Source organism: Propioniciclava sp. MC1683 (assembly GCF_014164675.1).
GTDB lineage: Bacteria > Actinomycetota > Actinomycetes > Propionibacteriales > Propionibacteriaceae > Propioniciclava.
In genome coordinates this window covers 1-14,505 of the sequence record NZ_JACJFX010000009.1, presented here as the reverse complement: position 1 = coordinate 14,505, position 14,505 = coordinate 1, and the positions used below count along the sequence as shown (strand labels likewise).

Here is a 14,505-nt window from a genome sequence, read left to right as displayed (position 1 = left end):
TTCCCCCTACACTTGACGCCGACCCACACCGGGTCGGGAGGGGGTGCCGATGGCCCACGTGCTGTCCGTCTCCCCACGCGCCGGCACCGATTCGAGCGAGCCGGCCTTCCCCGCACTCGCCCTGCTGGCCCACTCCGTGCGTGAGATGCGGCCCGACGCGGCGGTCGTCACCGAGGCGGGCCGCGCCGACGTGGTCGTCCTCGACGGCCGCTCCGACCTCGCCGCCGCCCGCCAGATGTGCCGCCTGCTCGGCTCGGCCGGGAGCGAGACCCCGGTCCTGCTCGTCCTGGGCGAGGGCGGGTTCGCCGCCGTCAACCCCGAGTGGGGCGTGCGCGACATCATGCTGGACGCCGCGGGCCCGGCCGAGTTCGACGCCCGGATCCGCCTCGCGGTGCGCACCGACGCCACGACCGGCGTCGTGTCCGCGGGCGGCCTGGTGATCGACGAGGCGTCCTACCAGGCCACGCTCAACAACCGCGCCCTCGACCTGACCTACACCGAGTTCGAACTGCTGAAGTACCTGGCCCAGCACCCGGGGCGGGTGTTCTCCCGCGAGACCCTGTTGTCCGACGTGTGGGGCTACGACTACTACGGCGGCACCCGCACCGTCGACGTGCACGTGCGGCGGCTGCGGGCCAAGCTCGGCTCCGAGAACGAGTACCTGATCGGTACCGTGCGCAACGTCGGCTACCGCTTCAGCCCCGACGCCCGCCGGAGTGACGCCGGGTGATCCCCGACTGGTTCACCGGCATCTCCGACACCGACCTGGAGCGTCGGTTCGGGGCGGCCACGCTGGCCCGGGGCCAGGACTACGCCGACGAGGGTCGCGTGAAGGCGATCCGCACCGCGGGCGACCTCGTCATGGCCACCGTCCAGGGGACCGACAGCCAGCCCTACCAGTGCTCGGTCGTCGCCAAGGCCGGCCCCGCGTCGCTGGTCGCCACGTGCACCTGCCCCGTGCGGCGCGACTGCAAGCACTCAGCCGCCCTGCTGCTCACCGCCCGCCGCAACGCCGGACGCCGCGGACCGGCACTGTGGCAGCAGGCGCTGGCGCCGCTGGTCCCCCGGCCGGCGGCCGGCCAGGGCAGCGTCCCGCTCGCCCTGCAACTCAACCGCGGACGCCGTGAGTACACCCTGCGTCCCCTCCGCCCCGGCGCCCGGGACGCCTGGGTCAAGGCGGGCGCCGACTGGGACGACGTCCGCCGGCAGGCCGGCACCTTCGACGGCGAGCAGCGCCAGGTCCTGCTCGACCTCCTCGAGTCGCGCCGCCGCAACGAGTTCGCCTACGGCCACCGCGTCGACGCCCTCCCCCTGCGCGAACTGCGCGGCGACCTCTGGTCGTTGCTGCGGCAGGCAGCAGAGGCCGGGGTCGCCCTGTTGGCCGGGACCGACGACTCGGGGGCGCGCCTCCCCGAGCCCCGCGTCTCCGACGGAGTGCTCGAGCCGGTGCTGCACGTGGCCGCCGACGGCGACGACCTGCTGGTCACGCCGACGATGGTCTTCGGCGATGCCGAGGTCGACCTGCCCTGGCAGGCCTGGACCGGTTACCCCGCCCACGGTGCGGTTTTCGAGCGCGACGGGGCCACCCACCTCGTCCCGCTGGCCCGCCCGCTCGACGCGGCCGAGCACTCCCTCTTCGCGCAGGGCGAGACCCTGCGGGTCCCCGCGCGCGACGTCCTGCTCTTCGCCGCGGGCTTCGCCCCCTCCTTGGGGCGCCGCCTCCCCCTGCGGCTGGCCGAGGGCGTGACCCTGCCCGCCGCCGCCCCGCCCACCCTGGTCTGCCGGGTCGAGTTCGGCGACGGGACGGCGACCGTCCGCTGGGCCTTCCGGTACACCCTCGGCGAGGAGTCGCACGACCTGGGCCTCACCCCGGCCCTCACCGACCCGCCGCTGCGCGACCAGCAGGCCGAGGCCGAGCTCGCGGCGTCCGTGCCCGACGGGCCGTGGCGGGTCGAGGGCCCGCGCGGCCGGCCCGAGCTGCGCCCGGCCTTCCTCACCGGACGCCCCCTCTTCGCCTTCACCGCGAGCACCCTCCCCGCCCTGGACGCCCTCGACGGCGTCGAGGTCGAGCTCAGTCGGCCCGCCCCGACGTTCCGGGAGTCCGAGGGGGCACCGGTCGTCTCCCTCACCATCAGCGAGCCCGAGGCGGGCGACTGGTTCAACCTCGACGTCGAGGTCACCGTGGACGGCGAGGTCGTCCCGTTCGCCACCCTGTTCGCGGCGCTCTCGCTGGGCCACGACCACCTGCTGCTCGACTCGGGCACGTGGTTCGCCCTCGACCGCCCCGAGCTCGACCAGCTGCGCAGGCTCATCGACGAGGCGCGGCTGCTCGTCGACCACGACGAAGACACGTTCCGGCTGCGCCCCGAGCACGCCGGCCTGTGGGCCGAGCTCGTCGAGCTGGGCGTGGTCACCGAGCAGTCCGAGGCGTGGCAGCGCTCGGTGGACGCCCTGCTCGACCTCGAGTCGCTGCCCGAGGTCCCCGTCCCCGCCGGCCTGCGCGCCGACCTGCGCCCCTACCAGTTGACGGGCTTCGCGTGGCTGTCGTTCCTGTGGCGCTCGCGGCTGGGCGGGATCCTCGCCGACGAGATGGGCCTGGGCAAGACCCTCCAGGCCCTCGCGCTGGCGCAGTCGGCCCTCGAGGCGGGCGAGCTCGACCGCCCCCTCCTCGTCGTGGCACCCACGTCGGTGGTGGGCACCTGGGCCGCCGAGGCGTCCCGCTTCACCCCCGACCTGCGCGTGGTGACCATCGCCGAGACCCACAAGCGGCGCCGCAGCGAGCTCGCGGACGCCGTGGGGGGCGCCCACATCGTCCTCACCTCCTACACCCTGCTGCGGCTGGAGGCCGAGGCGTACGCGGACCTGGAGTGGTCGGCAGTCCTGCTGGACGAGGCGCAGTTCGTGAAGAACCACGCCTCCAAGGCCTATCAGGCCGTGCGCAGGCTCCGCGCGCGGGTGAAGGTCGCCCTCACCGGCACCCCGCTGGAGAACAACCTGATGGACCTGTGGTCGCTGCTGTCGATCACCGCCCCGGGCCTGTTCCCGCACCCCCAGGCCTTCACCGAGGCGTACCGCAAGCCGGTCGAGGCGGGGGACGCCGACGCCCTGGCCCGCCTCCACCGGCGCATCCGGCCGCTGGTGCTGCGGCGCACGAAGGCGGCCGTGGCCGCCGAGCTGCCGGACAAGCAGGAACAGGTCGTGCCGGTCGAGCTGTCCCCCGGGCACCGCCGCCTCTACGACCGCCACCTCGCCCGCGAGCGGCAGAAGGTGCTCGGCCTGGTCGGCGACCTCGGACGCCACCGGATCACGATCCTGCGCTCGCTCACCCTGCTCCGCCAGCTCAGCCTCTCGCCCGCGCTGGTCGAGGACGGGTACCCCGCCCAGTCGGCCAAGATCGACACGCTGCTGGAGCTGCTCGACGAGGTCGTGGCCGAGGGCCACCGGGCGCTCGTGTTCAGCCAGTTCACCGGCTTCCTCGCCCTGGTGCGGCAGCGCCTGGACGCCGAGGGCATCGCCTTCGAGTACCTCGACGGCCGCACCCGCGACCGTGCGGCGCGGATCGCGTCGTTCCGCGAGGGGGACGCCCCCGTCTTCCTCATCTCCCTGAAGGCGGGCGGGTTCGGGCTGACCCTGACCGAGGCCGACTACGTGTTCATCCTCGACCCGTGGTGGAACCCGGCAGCCGAGGCCCAGGCCGTCGACCGCACCCACCGCATCGGCCAGGACAAGCCGGTCAACGTCTACCGGCTGGTGGCGGCCGACACGATCGAGGAGAAGGTCGTCGCCCTCGCCGACTCCAAGCGCCGGCTGTTCGACGACGTGGTCGGCGCCGCCTCCGACCGCGTGGCGCCGCTGTCGGCCGACGACATCCGCGGGCTGCTGGAGGCCTGACCCGCGGGCTAGGGTGGTCCCGTGGAGCCCCTCAGCAGCCTGACCCCGGCCCAGCACGCGAGCGTGCTGGACCTGTGCGCCGCGGCCGAGGCCGCCGACACGGTGGCGCCCCTCAACGAGGAGGCCCGCCTCCAGCTCGGGCGTCCCGACGCCCTGCACTGGGTGGCCCGCGACGGCGACACGGTCGTCGGCTACGCCCAGTGGCAGCCGGCCAACGCGACCGGCCAGTTGGTCGTGCACCCCGACCACCGGCGCTCCGGCCACGGCACCTCGCTCTTCGCCGCGCTCCTCGCCGACGTGCCCGAGCCCGCCGTGTGGGCGTTCGGCGACCTGCACGGCGCCCAGCGCTTCGCCGCCTCGGCGGGCATGGTCCCCGGGCGCGGGCTCCACATCATGGAACGCGAGCTCACGGACGCCGTGCCGCGGGAGGTGCCCGAGGGTGTCCGCCTGCGGCCCTTCACCGACGCGGACGCCGACGCCTTCCTCGCGGTCAACGCCGCGGCCTTCGCCGACCACCCCGAACAGGGCCACTTCTCGGCCGCGGACCTCGCCAACCGGCAGGCCGAGGCGTGGTGGGACCCGGCGGGCCTGATCCTGGCCGAGGACGCCGAGGGCGTGGTCGGCTTCCACTGGACCAAGCGCCACGACGACGTCACCGGGGAGGTCTACGTCCTGGGCGTCCACCCCCGCGGCGGCGGGCGCGGCCTGGGCGGCGTCCTGCTCGACGCGGGCCTGGCGCACCTGGCCGCGGGCGGGAACTCGAGAGTGATCCTCTACGTCGACGCCGGCAACGCCCCCGCCGTGGCGCTGTACGAGCGCAGCGGGTTCCGCGTCGTCCACACGGACACCCTGTACCGGCCGGCGGCTGGTTGAATGGCCCCCGTGAGCATGCCCGTCGACGAAGCTGCCCTGCCGGAGGGCCGGTACCACGACCGGGAGTTGAGCTGGCTCGACTTCAACAACCGGGTGCTCGACCTCGCCCGGGACGCCACGCGCGTCCCCCTGCTCGAACGGGCGCGGTTCCTGGCGATCTTCAGCTCGAACCTGGACGAGTACTTCATGGTGCGCGTCGCCGGCCTCAAGCGGCGCATCGCCGCCGAGTTGGCCCTCCCGGGCGCCTCCGGCATCCTCCCCCGCGAGCTCCACGAGCTGATCCTCGCCCGGGTGCGGGAGCTGACCGACGAGCAGGCCCGCGTCTTCACCGACGAGGTGCGTCCGGCGCTGGCCGAGGAGGGCGTCCGCATCGTGGGGTGGGACGACCTGACGGACGCCGAGCACGACGCCATGGCCAAGCTGTTCGAGGAGCGGATCTACCCGATCCTGACCCCGCTCGCCGTCGACCCGGCTCACCCGTTCCCCTACATCTCCGGTCTCTCGGTCAACATCGCCGTCCTGGTGCGCAACCCCGCCAACGGCCACCGCCAGTTCGCCCGGATCAAGGTGCCGACCAACGTGCCCCGCTTCACGCAGCTGGCCGACGACCGGTACCTGCCGATCGAGGAGATCATCGGCCACCAGCTCGGCACCCTGTTCGGCGGCATGGAGCTGCTCGGCTGGACGACCTTCCGGGTCACCCGCAACCAGGACCTCGAGGTCGAGGAGGACGATGCCGAGAACATCCTGGTCGCCCTCGAGAAGGAGCTGCTGCGCCGCAAGCTCGGCCGCCCGCCGGTGCGACTGGAGGTCCAACGCGGCATCCCCGCCGAGATCCTCGACGTGCTCGTCAGCGAGCTCGACGTGTCGGCGTCCGAGGTCTTCCACCTGCCGGCACCGCTCGACCTCACCGGCCTGTTCCAGATCGCCGGCACCGCCGACCGCAGCGACCTGGAGTACCCGAACTTCCTGCCCAAGACGCACCCCGACCTCGCCGAGGTCGAGACGGCCCAGCCGGCCGACATGTTCAAGGCCCTGCACGACCGCGACGTGCTGCTGCAGCACCCCTACGACAGCTTCGCCACCTCGGTGCAGCGGTTCGTCGAGCAGGCGGCCGCCGATCCGGCCGTGCTCGCGATCAAGCAGACGCTGTACCGCACCTCGGGCGACTCCCCGATCGTGGACGCCCTCGTCGAAGCCGCCGAGGCCGGCAAGCAGGTGCTCGTGGTCGTCGAGATCATGGCCCGCTTCGACGAGCAGGCCAACATCCGCTGGGCGCGCAAGCTCGAGCGGGCCGGCTGCCACGTCGTCTACGGCCTGCTGGGGCTGAAGACCCACGCCAAGCTGTGCCTGGTCGTGCGCGACGAGCCCGAGGGCCTCAAGCGCTACGCCCACATCGGCACCGGCAACTACAACCCCAAGACCGCCCGCATCTACGAGGACATGGGCCTGCTCACCTCGAACCCGATCATCACCGAGGACGTCGGCCGGGTGTTCAACGCGCTGTCCGGGATGACCCAGGACCGGGCGTACCGCCGCCTCCTGGTCGCCCCCCACGGTGTCCGGAAGGGCCTGCTGGAGCAGATCGCCCAGGAGGTCGAGCACGCCCGCGCCGGCCGCCCGGCCGGGATCCGGATCAAGGTCAACTCGATCGTCGACGAGGCCATCGTGGACGCCCTCTACCGCGCGTCGCAGGCCGGCGTCCCGGTCGACATCTGGGTGCGCGGCATCTGCACGGTCCGCCCCGGTGTGGAGGGCCTCAGCGAGAACATCCGGGTCCGGTCGATCCTGGGCCGGTTCCTCGAGCACAGCCGGCTGTTCTGGTTCGCCGGCGGCGGGACGCCCCACGTCGGCCTCGGCAGCGCCGACATGATGCACCGCAACCTCGACCGCCGCGTCGAGGTCCTGGTCCCGCTGCCGCACGAGCGCCACGAACGCCGGGTGCGGGAGCTGTTCGACCTCGCCTTCGACCCGGGCACCGCCTCGTGGTGGCTGCACGACAGCACGTGGACCATGCGCACGACCGACGAGGACGGGGAAGCCTTGCTGGACCTCCAGGAGCACCTGATCAGCAGCCTCCACGCCCGCCGGGCGGAGGCCCGCTGATGCCCAAGCAGCGCAAGTTCACCGTCGCCGCCGGTACCGTCACCATCCGCCACCGGCCGGGCAAGGAGCCGCACGTGCTGCTCGTCCACCGGCCCGCGTACAACGACTGGACCCTCCCCAAGGGCCACCTCGACCCCGACGAGTACGAGGCCGTCGCTGCGGTACGGGAGACCCACGAGGAGTCCGGGGTGCGCGTGGTGCTGCGCGAACCGCTCGGGGCGATCAGCTACCCCGTCGGCGGCGGCACGAAGGTCGTGCACTACTGGCGCGCCGAGCCGATCGAGGCCAGCAAGCGCAAGCCCGACAAGGAGGTCGACAAGGTCGCCTGGCTCAGCCCGGCCAACGCGCTGGGGCGGATGACCTACGACGACGAGAAGGAGGTCGTGCGCAAGGCGCTGGAGTACCGGCAGCCGAGCACGGCGTTCCTCGTGGTGCGCCACAGCAAGGCGATGGACCGGAAGAACTGGTCCGGGCGTGACCAGGCCCGCCCGATCACCGCGCGCGGGCGCAAGCAGGCCAAACGCCTGGTCCCGCTGTTCGAGGCGTTCGGGGTGGCGGCGCTGGCGTCCAGCACCTCGACGCGGTGCGTGCAGACCCTGCAGCCGTTCGCCAAGCAGCAGCGGATGGACGTGGACGGCTGGCAGGTGCTCACCGAGGAGATCGGCGAGCACAACGCGAAGGGCGTTCGGCAGCTCATGAAGCGGCTGGCCACCGAGTCGGTCGAGAAGAAGGCGCCCATGGCCGTGTGCGGGCACCGGCCCATCCTGCCCGACATGCTGACCGCACTCGGCGTCGAACCCCGCCCGATGCAGACCGGCGCGGTGATCGTCGTCCACCTGGACGCCGAGGGCCGGCACATCGCCCACGAGTACCACCGGCCCCGCGTCTGAGCCGGTTGCCATCGGTTGCCGCGGCGTCCCGAAGGGGTTCGTTACCGCCTCGACGAGCCTGTGGCCGGGTGCGACGGGACTTCTTGTCCTGATCGAGACAACTCGTTCACCGGGCGTTCATCTTCGCGATCGAATCTCGTCACGACGCGTCCGTACCGTCGCTGACGGAGATTGGATCTGACCAGTCACTCGGGGGTCGTCCCCGAACGCTCGCACGAAGGAAGAACCTTGAAGCTCTCGAAGATCGGCGCCCCGCTCGCCATCCTCACCGCCTCCGCTCTCGTCCTGACCGGTTGCGGCGCCGCCAACGAGCCCGCCGCCCCCGCCCCGGCCAACACCGCCGGTGGCGCTTCCACCGCGGGCGGCTCCGCGCTCTCCGGCACGCTCACGGGCAAGGGTGCGTCCTCGATGAACGCCGCCCAGACCACCTGGATCGCCGAGTTCCAGACCGCCAACCCGGGCGTCACCGTCAACTACTCCCCCGACGGCTCCGGCGCGGGTCGCGACGCCTTCAAGGCCGGCGCCGCCGACTTCGCCGGCTCCGACCGCGCGTTCAAGGACGAGGAGATGGGCGCCGGCAACTTCGCCACCTGCGCCGACACCTCCAACGCCCTGAACCTGCCCGTCTTCATCTCCCCGATCGCCGTGATCTACAAGGTCGAGGGCGTCACGGACCTGCAGCTCGACGCCGCCACGATCGCCGGCATCTTCTCCGGCAAGATCACCAAGTGGAACGACCCGGCCATCACCGCGCTCAACGAGGGCAAGACCCTCCCGGACGCGAACATCACCGCCGTGCACCGCTCCGACAACTCGGGCACCACCGAGAACTTCACCGACTACCTCGCCCAGGTCGCCCCCGAGGTGTGGACCGAGGACGCGTCCGGCGACTGGCCGACCGCCTACGTCGGTGAGGCCGCCAAGGGCACCTCCGGTGTCGTCGACGCCGTGAAGTCCGGCACCAACACCATCGGCTACGCCGACGCCGGCCAGGCCCCCGACCTCGACCACGTTCAGGTCAAGGTCGGCGACCAGCACTTCGGCCCCGAGGCCGAGGCTGCCGCCAAGCTGGTCGACAACGCCTCCAAGGTCGAGGGCCGCGGCGAGCACGACTGGGCGCTGAAGCTCGACCGCAAGGCCGAGGACCAGTACCCGATCGCGCTGGTCGCCTACGCGATGGTGTGCGAGGAGTACAAGGACGCCGCCCAGGGTGCGCTCGTCAAGGAGTACCTCTCCTACGTGACCTCGAACGAGGGCCAGAAGGCCGCCTCGGCCAAGGCCGGCAACGCCCCGCTGTCGTCCGAGATGGAGGCCAACGTCAAGGCCGCCATCGACTCGATCAAGTGATTGCTGCTTGACTGAACCCAAGGTTGGGCCCGCCCAGGTCTCGGACCCGGGCGGGCCCTTCCGCGGAGCGGCTCACCACCCACGCACCACGACATCTCGGGAAGGCCCATGAGTACAACCGTCGAACGACCGGCACCGTCCGGGTCGTCACTGGTCCCCAGCAAGCCGCGCGTCGGCGACCGGGTCTTCAAGGGCCTGTCCACGGGAGCCGGTGTGCTGATCTTCGTCATCCTCGGCGCCGTCGCGACGTTCCTGCTCGCGATGGCGTTCCCTGCGTTGGTGGCCACCCCGGCCGAGCTCGAGGAGCGCGGGTTCGGCGAGTTCTGGTCCTGGGTCATCCCGCTCGCCTTCGGCACCGTCTGGTCGTCGTTCTGGGCGCTCGTCTTCGCCGTGCCCGTCGCGATCGGCATCGCCCTGTTCATCTCCCACTACGCGCCCCGGCGCCTGGCCGCGACCCTCGGCTACGTGATCGACCTGCTGGCCGCCGTGCCGTCGGTCGTCTACGGCTTGTGGGGCGGCATCGCCCTGGCCGGCGCCCTCCAGCCCCTGCACGCGTGGCTGACCACCTACCTGGGCTGGATCCCGATCTTCGCCGGGCCCGCCTCCGGCACCGGCCGCACCCTGCTGACCACCTCGCTCGTGCTCGCGGTGATGATCCTGCCGATCATCACGTCGCTGTGCCGCGAGGTCTTCCTCCAGACGCCGAAGTTGCACGAGGAGGCCGCTCTGGCCCTCGGTGCCACGCGCTGGGAGATGGTCCGGATGGCCGTGTTCCCCTTCGCCCGCGCCGGCATCGTCTCGGCGATCATGCTGGGTCTGGGCCGCGCCCTGGGCGAGACCATGGCGGTCGCCATGGTCCTGTCCGGCGCCAACGTGATCAAGCTCGAGATGCTCACCCAGCAGAACCCGATCTCGATCGCGGCCCGCATCGCCCTCGACTTCCCCGAGTCCTCCGGCATCGCGGTCAACCAGCTCATCGCCGCCGGCCTGGTGCTGTTCGTCATCACCCTGGCCGTGAACATGGTCGCCCGCTGGATCGTCGCCCGCCGTGCCGCCTTCTCAGGAGCCAACTGATGACCGCCACGCTCACGCCCTCCCGGGCCTCGAACTCGCTCACCGCAGGGCAGCTGCCCCGCTGGGCCACGCCCGCCATCGCGGCGACCGCGGTCGTCGTCGGCGTCCTGGCCACCGTCCTGCTGGGCTCCTTCAACCCCGGCCTGGCCGCCTTCTTCGCGTTCGTGCTCCACCAAGTCGCGATCTACGTGGCCTCGGCCAGCATCGAGGGCCTCCGCAAGGCCGCCGACCGCCTCATGCAGGGCTTCGTCGTCGGCGCCTTCCTCCTGGCCCTGATCCCGCTGCTCTGGGTCGCGATCTCGACCCTGCGGGCCGGCCTGAACCGGTTCGACGGCCAGTTCTTCACCTGGTCGATGCGCAACATCGTCGGTGAGGGCGGCGGCGCGATCCACGCCATCTACGGCACCCTGGCCATCACCGGCGTCGCCACCCTGATCTCGGTGCCGATCGGCCTGCTCACCGCCATCTACCTGTCCGAGTACGGGCAGGGCAAGGCGCTGGCCCGCGGCATCACCTTCTTCGTCGACGTCATGACCGGCGTGCCCTCCATCGTCGCCGGCCTGTTCGCCTACGCGCTCATGGGCCTGGTCTTCCGCCCGGGCTTCGTCAGCGGCTTCGCCGGCTCCATCGCCCTGTCGGTGCTGATGATCCCCGTCGTGGTCCGCTCGTGTGAGGAGCTCCTCCGCATCGTGCCGAACGAGCTGCGCGAGGCGTCCTACGCCCTGGGCGTCCCGAAGTGGCGCACGATCCTGAAGATCGTCCTGCCGACCGCCATCTCGGGCATCGTGTCCGGCGTGATCCTGGCCATCGCCCGCATCATCGGCGAGACCGCCCCGCTGATGATCGCCTCGGGCTTCACCCAGAGCATCAACAACAACTTCTTCCAGGGCCCGATGATGACGCTGCCCACGTTCGTCTACGGGCAGTACGCGTACCGCAGCGTGCCCCAGGAGGCGTACGTGGACCGCGCCTGGGCCGGTGCCCTCACCCTGATCCTCATCGTCATGACGCTGAACCTCGTCGGCCGTATCATTGCCAAGCGGTTCGCCCCCAAGGCCGGCCGCTAACCAAGGAGACACGAACCACCCATGTCCAAGCGAATCGAAGCGAAGAACCTCGACATCTACTACGGCAAGTTCAAGGCCGTCGAGGACGTCTCCATGGTGATCGAGCCCCGCGCGGTGACGGCGTTCATCGGCCCGTCGGGCTGCGGCAAGTCGACGTTCCTGCGCTCGCTGAACCGCATGCACGAGGTCATCCCCGGCGCCTACGTCGACGGGCACATCCTGCTCGACGGCGAGGACCTCTACGGCCCCGGCGTCGACCCGGTGAACGTGCGCCGCCAGATCGGCATGGTCTTCCAGCGCCCGAACCCGTTCCCCACGATGTCGATCAAGGAGAACGTGCTCGCCGGCCTCAAGCTGAACAACAAGCGCGCCTCGAAGAGCGAGCTGGACGAGACCGCCGAGAAGGCCCTGCGCGGCGCCAACCTGTGGGAGGAGGTCAAGAACCGCCTCGACCTGCCCGGTTCCGGCCTCTCCGGTGGCCAGCAGCAGCGCCTGTGCATCGCCCGCGCCATCGCCATGCAGCCCGACGTGCTGCTCATGGACGAGCCCTGCTCGGCCCTCGACCCGATCTCGACGCTGGCCATCGAGGACCTGATCCAGGAGCTCAAGGCCAACTACACGATCGTGATCGTGACCCACAACATGCAGCAGGCCGCCCGCGTCTCCGACACCACGGCGTTCTTCAACATCGCCGGCACCGGCCAGCCCGGCAAGCTGATCGAGATGGACACCACCGAGAAGATCTTCTCCACCCCCCAGGTGAAGGCGACCGAGGACTACATCACCGGTCGCTTCGGCTGACCGTCCGACCTGTCGTTCGGGACCGCCCGGATGAGTGCCATGGCACCCATCCGGGCGGTCCCCGTTCGGGGGTCGCTCAGGCAGCCGACTCCCTGGAGGCCGCCGCAAGCGCCTCCGCCACCTGCGCCATGAAGTCATCGGGACGCAGGCGGAGCCCCAGCACGGGAACCTGCAGGCTGGTCTTCACCGCCTTGCGCAACTGGAGCTGGTTGCTGCGCAGTGCGTCGTCGATTCCGGCGAGCCCCTGGGCGTGCTGAGCGCCCTGGATCTCAACGTGGACGCCGAGGTCCTCCCACAGCACATCCAAGTACACCCGTCCGTTCGCGCCTGCGCGCACTGCCTGGCGCGTCGGTTCCGGGATGCCGCGTTCACGACACATGCGCGCGAAGTCCAGCTCCGACAGCGAGTGGGCGCCATCGCAGACATCCGCGATGACCTCACAGAGCAGAGTCCGCCGCTGCGACACCTTCACGTCGGCCCACGCCCCCATCAGCGTCCCCGTCAGCAGCAGCCGCTGTTGCACCGTCATCGCGATCAGGGTGGCCGCCGCACGGTCGCTGGACGCCCAGTGCGCAGCCCGGATGACCGCCACCTCGGGGGCTGTGCGCCGCAGGCCGGCCTCGACCACGCGGCCGAGCGAGCGCGGCCGATGGTGGCGAACGCCCACCAGCGGGCGCACGCTCGCGCTGTTGGGCACTGACACGTGGATGGTCGGCTCGGTCCACCCCTTGAGCCCGGCTGCCAACAGTGCGGTGGCACCGTCGAGCACCGCCCGCTCGCCCGATTCCCACAAGGCCCACCACCAGCGGGCGCGTTCCCCGGCCTCCGCGCCGCACACGCTGATCGTGTGTCGCCCGATCGCGTGCCACGCCCCCCGCTCGACCTCGCTGCGCACCTGGCCGCGGGTCAACCCCGCGGCGTGGAGCATCGCGCGGGTCACCACGCCGTCGTGGGGTTGGGCGAGGTCCTCGGCCAAGCGTTGGCGTCGCTCGCGTTCGGCCCGGGACGCCGCTGCTCTCTCGGCGCGGGAACGGTTGCTGGATGGGGTGGGGGTGTCCATGTGCTCCATCGTGGCGCAGCGAGGGTGCGCCGCGACCGTGATCCACAGGCAACGTGAGCGACCCCTGAACGGGGACCGCCCGGATGGGTGCCATGGCACCCATCCGGGCGGTCCCCGTTCGGGGGTCAGGCACCCCATCTAGACTCGACCCATGAGCAAGGCAGGGTGGTACCCCGACCCCGGCGGCCAGCAGGGCATGTTCCGGTGGTGGGACGGCATGCAGTGGACGCCGCAGCTCACGGCCAACCCGTACGCCGGCCCGCCGCAGGCGGACCCGATGCAGCCGTTCGCGGCGCCCACCGGCCCCGGCGCGTTGCCCATGCAGGACGGCACCCAGCCGCACCCGCAGGCCCCCTACGACTACTCGTCCTACGACACCCGGCGCCGCTCCGGGCCGGGCCCGATCCTGGCCCTGGCCGCCGTCGCCGTCCTGCTGGTCGGCCTCATCGTCGGGTCCCTCTTCCTCCTCGGCGGCGGCCGGCTGGGCCCGCTGGGGGGCGAGCAGCCGGCGTCCAACCCGACGGCCGACCTGTGCCCGCGCCGCAGCGCCGTCGACGTCTCCCCCGCCCCGCACGTGAACCCGCCCGGCCGGGTCCAGGGCGGCAAGCTCTCCTACCCGCAGCTCGGCGAGCCGTGGGGCGTGGTCAAGGAGGAGACCCGCGTGCCGTTCGGCCGCGACGTCTTCGGCCAGGACGTGATGCTCGAGTCGAACTACGACGGCCGCGGCTCGAGCTGGGTCGCCTCCCTCGTGGTCGGCGAGCTGGTCGCCGGTGACGGCTTCTTCTCCCCCGAGCAGGGCGCCGAGATCGTCACGCGCTGCGTCCTGGGCGTGTTCTACGGCGACGCCGAGATCGGCCGCACCGACCGGGTCAACCAGGCCACGACCGTCGACGGGCACGACGCCTGGCTGGTCGAGATGCACCTCACCTTCGACATCCCCGGCCTGCAGGAGAAGGGCGAGACCGCGATCATCATGATCGTGGCGACCGCGCCCGAGTCGTCGAGCATCTACTACGCGTCGATCCCCGACAGCCGGCCCGACCTGCTGCAGACCGCGCGGCAGATCCAGGGCCAGTTGCGCGTCGAGGCCTAGGAGCCTGCTGAACAAGGCGTCTATCTGACGGCGGGTTGGACGTGGGTGGCGGGTGGGACGCCGCCGCGGCTGTCGAGCCGCGAGTGTGAGTCAGCGCAGTTGAGTGCGACAGCGGGGTCGTCGCGCTTGTCTGAGGGTCGTGGTGGACCCGTGTGGTTTGGTGTTCAAGCTCGTTGCGGGGCTGGTCAGGCGATCGCCCAGCCGGTGTTGCCGAAGCTGAGGCCGAGGTTCAGGAGGCGGCGGAGGTTGATCGCCGCGACTCGTTGGTGGAGCCAGTTGTCGTTCTTCGTGACGCCTCGGTAG

At 71.5% G+C, this 14,505-nt stretch carries 11 protein-coding genes; 10 read left to right on the top strand and 1 reads right to left on the bottom strand.

The features are described 5' to 3' along the window. Nucleotides 1-49: 49 nt before the first annotated feature. The 9 genes from H5397_RS07710 to pstB all read left to right on the top strand — a co-directional run bounded on the left by H5397_RS07710 (nucleotide 50) and on the right by pstB (nucleotide 12,049). A complete protein-coding gene (locus H5397_RS07710) occupies nucleotides 50-730 on the top strand; it encodes a response regulator transcription factor (protein WP_182816266.1) in 681 nt (226 codons plus the stop codon). Then, nucleotides 727-3,891 carry a DEAD/DEAH box helicase gene (locus H5397_RS07705; protein ID WP_182816264.1) on the top strand — a complete coding sequence of 1,055 codons (3,165 nt, stop codon included), beginning with the start codon at nucleotides 727-729 and terminating at the stop codon, nucleotides 3,889-3,891. Before H5397_RS07710 ends, H5397_RS07705 begins: the two co-directional genes overlap by 4 nt. Nucleotides 3,892-3,912: 21 nt before the next feature. Then, on the top strand, nucleotides 3,913-4,764 hold the full coding sequence (gene mshD / locus H5397_RS07700; RefSeq protein WP_182816262.1) for a mycothiol synthase: 852 nt from the start codon (nucleotides 3,913-3,915) through the stop codon (nucleotides 4,762-4,764). Further along, on the top strand, nucleotides 4,765-6,870 hold the full coding sequence (locus H5397_RS07695) for an RNA degradosome polyphosphate kinase (RefSeq protein WP_182816260.1): 2,106 nt from the start codon (nucleotides 4,765-4,767) through the stop codon (nucleotides 6,868-6,870). Further along, the gene (locus H5397_RS07690) at nucleotides 6,870-7,760 is read left to right on the top strand and encodes an NUDIX hydrolase (protein ID WP_182816259.1); all 891 of its coding nucleotides are present in this window, start codon (nucleotides 6,870-6,872) and stop codon (nucleotides 7,758-7,760) included. Before H5397_RS07695 ends, H5397_RS07690 begins: the two co-directional genes overlap by 1 nt. A 228-nt stretch (nucleotides 7,761-7,988) precedes the next feature. Further along, nucleotides 7,989-9,107, top strand: coding sequence for a phosphate ABC transporter substrate-binding protein PstS (gene pstS / locus H5397_RS07685; protein WP_182816257.1), 1,119 nt, complete (start codon nucleotides 7,989-7,991; stop codon nucleotides 9,105-9,107). 108 nt (nucleotides 9,108-9,215) lie between these two features. Continuing rightward, nucleotides 9,216-10,181 carry a phosphate ABC transporter permease subunit PstC gene (gene pstC / locus H5397_RS07680; RefSeq protein WP_182816255.1) on the top strand — a complete coding sequence of 322 codons (966 nt, stop codon included), beginning with the start codon at nucleotides 9,216-9,218 and terminating at the stop codon, nucleotides 10,179-10,181. After that, a complete protein-coding gene (pstA, locus tag H5397_RS07675) occupies nucleotides 10,181-11,248 on the top strand; it encodes a phosphate ABC transporter permease PstA (protein WP_182816253.1) in 1,068 nt (355 codons plus the stop codon). Before pstC ends, pstA begins: the two co-directional genes overlap by 1 nt. Before the next feature lie 21 nt (nucleotides 11,249-11,269). Further along, nucleotides 11,270-12,049 carry a phosphate ABC transporter ATP-binding protein PstB gene (gene pstB / locus H5397_RS07670; protein WP_182816251.1) on the top strand — a complete coding sequence of 260 codons (780 nt, stop codon included), beginning with the start codon at nucleotides 11,270-11,272 and terminating at the stop codon, nucleotides 12,047-12,049. A gap of 76 nt (nucleotides 12,050-12,125) precedes the next feature. On the opposite strand, the gene H5397_RS07665 is transcribed toward pstB, so the two are convergent. Then, complete coding sequence (locus H5397_RS07665) at nucleotides 12,126-13,109, bottom strand: hypothetical protein (protein ID WP_220492107.1); 984 nt, start codon at nucleotides 13,107-13,109, stop codon at nucleotides 12,126-12,128. 151 nt (nucleotides 13,110-13,260) lie between these two features. Between H5397_RS07665 and H5397_RS07660 the strand changes: the two genes are divergently transcribed. Further along, a complete protein-coding gene (locus tag H5397_RS07660; RefSeq protein ID WP_182816249.1) occupies nucleotides 13,261-14,202 on the top strand; it encodes a DUF2510 domain-containing protein in 942 nt (313 codons plus the stop codon). The last annotated feature ends 303 nt before the right edge of the window (nucleotides 14,203-14,505 follow it).

What these genes read in the sequence shown, in the direction of transcription:
- H5397_RS07710 (WP_182816266.1), top strand. Translation starts at nt 50, where the DNA reads ATGGCCCACGTGCTGTCCGTCTCCCCACGCGCCGGCACCGATTCGAGC.
- H5397_RS07695 (WP_182816260.1), top strand. Translation starts at nt 4,765, where the DNA reads ATGGCCCCCGTGAGCATGCCCGTCGACGAAGCTGCCCTGCCGGAGGGC.
- H5397_RS07690 (WP_182816259.1), top strand. Translation starts at nt 6,870, where the DNA reads ATGCCCAAGCAGCGCAAGTTCACCGTCGCCGCCGGTACCGTCACCATC.
- pstC (WP_182816255.1), top strand. Translation starts at nt 9,216, where the DNA reads ATGAGTACAACCGTCGAACGACCGGCACCGTCCGGGTCGTCACTGGTC.
- pstA (WP_182816253.1), top strand. Translation starts at nt 10,181, where the DNA reads ATGACCGCCACGCTCACGCCCTCCCGGGCCTCGAACTCGCTCACCGCA.
- pstB (WP_182816251.1), top strand. Translation starts at nt 11,270, where the DNA reads ATGTCCAAGCGAATCGAAGCGAAGAACCTCGACATCTACTACGGCAAG.
- H5397_RS07665 (WP_220492107.1), bottom strand. Translation starts at nt 13,109, where the DNA reads ATGGACACCCCCACCCCATCCAGCAACCGTTCCCGCGCCGAGAGAGCA.
- H5397_RS07660 (WP_182816249.1), top strand. Translation starts at nt 13,261, where the DNA reads ATGAGCAAGGCAGGGTGGTACCCCGACCCCGGCGGCCAGCAGGGCATG.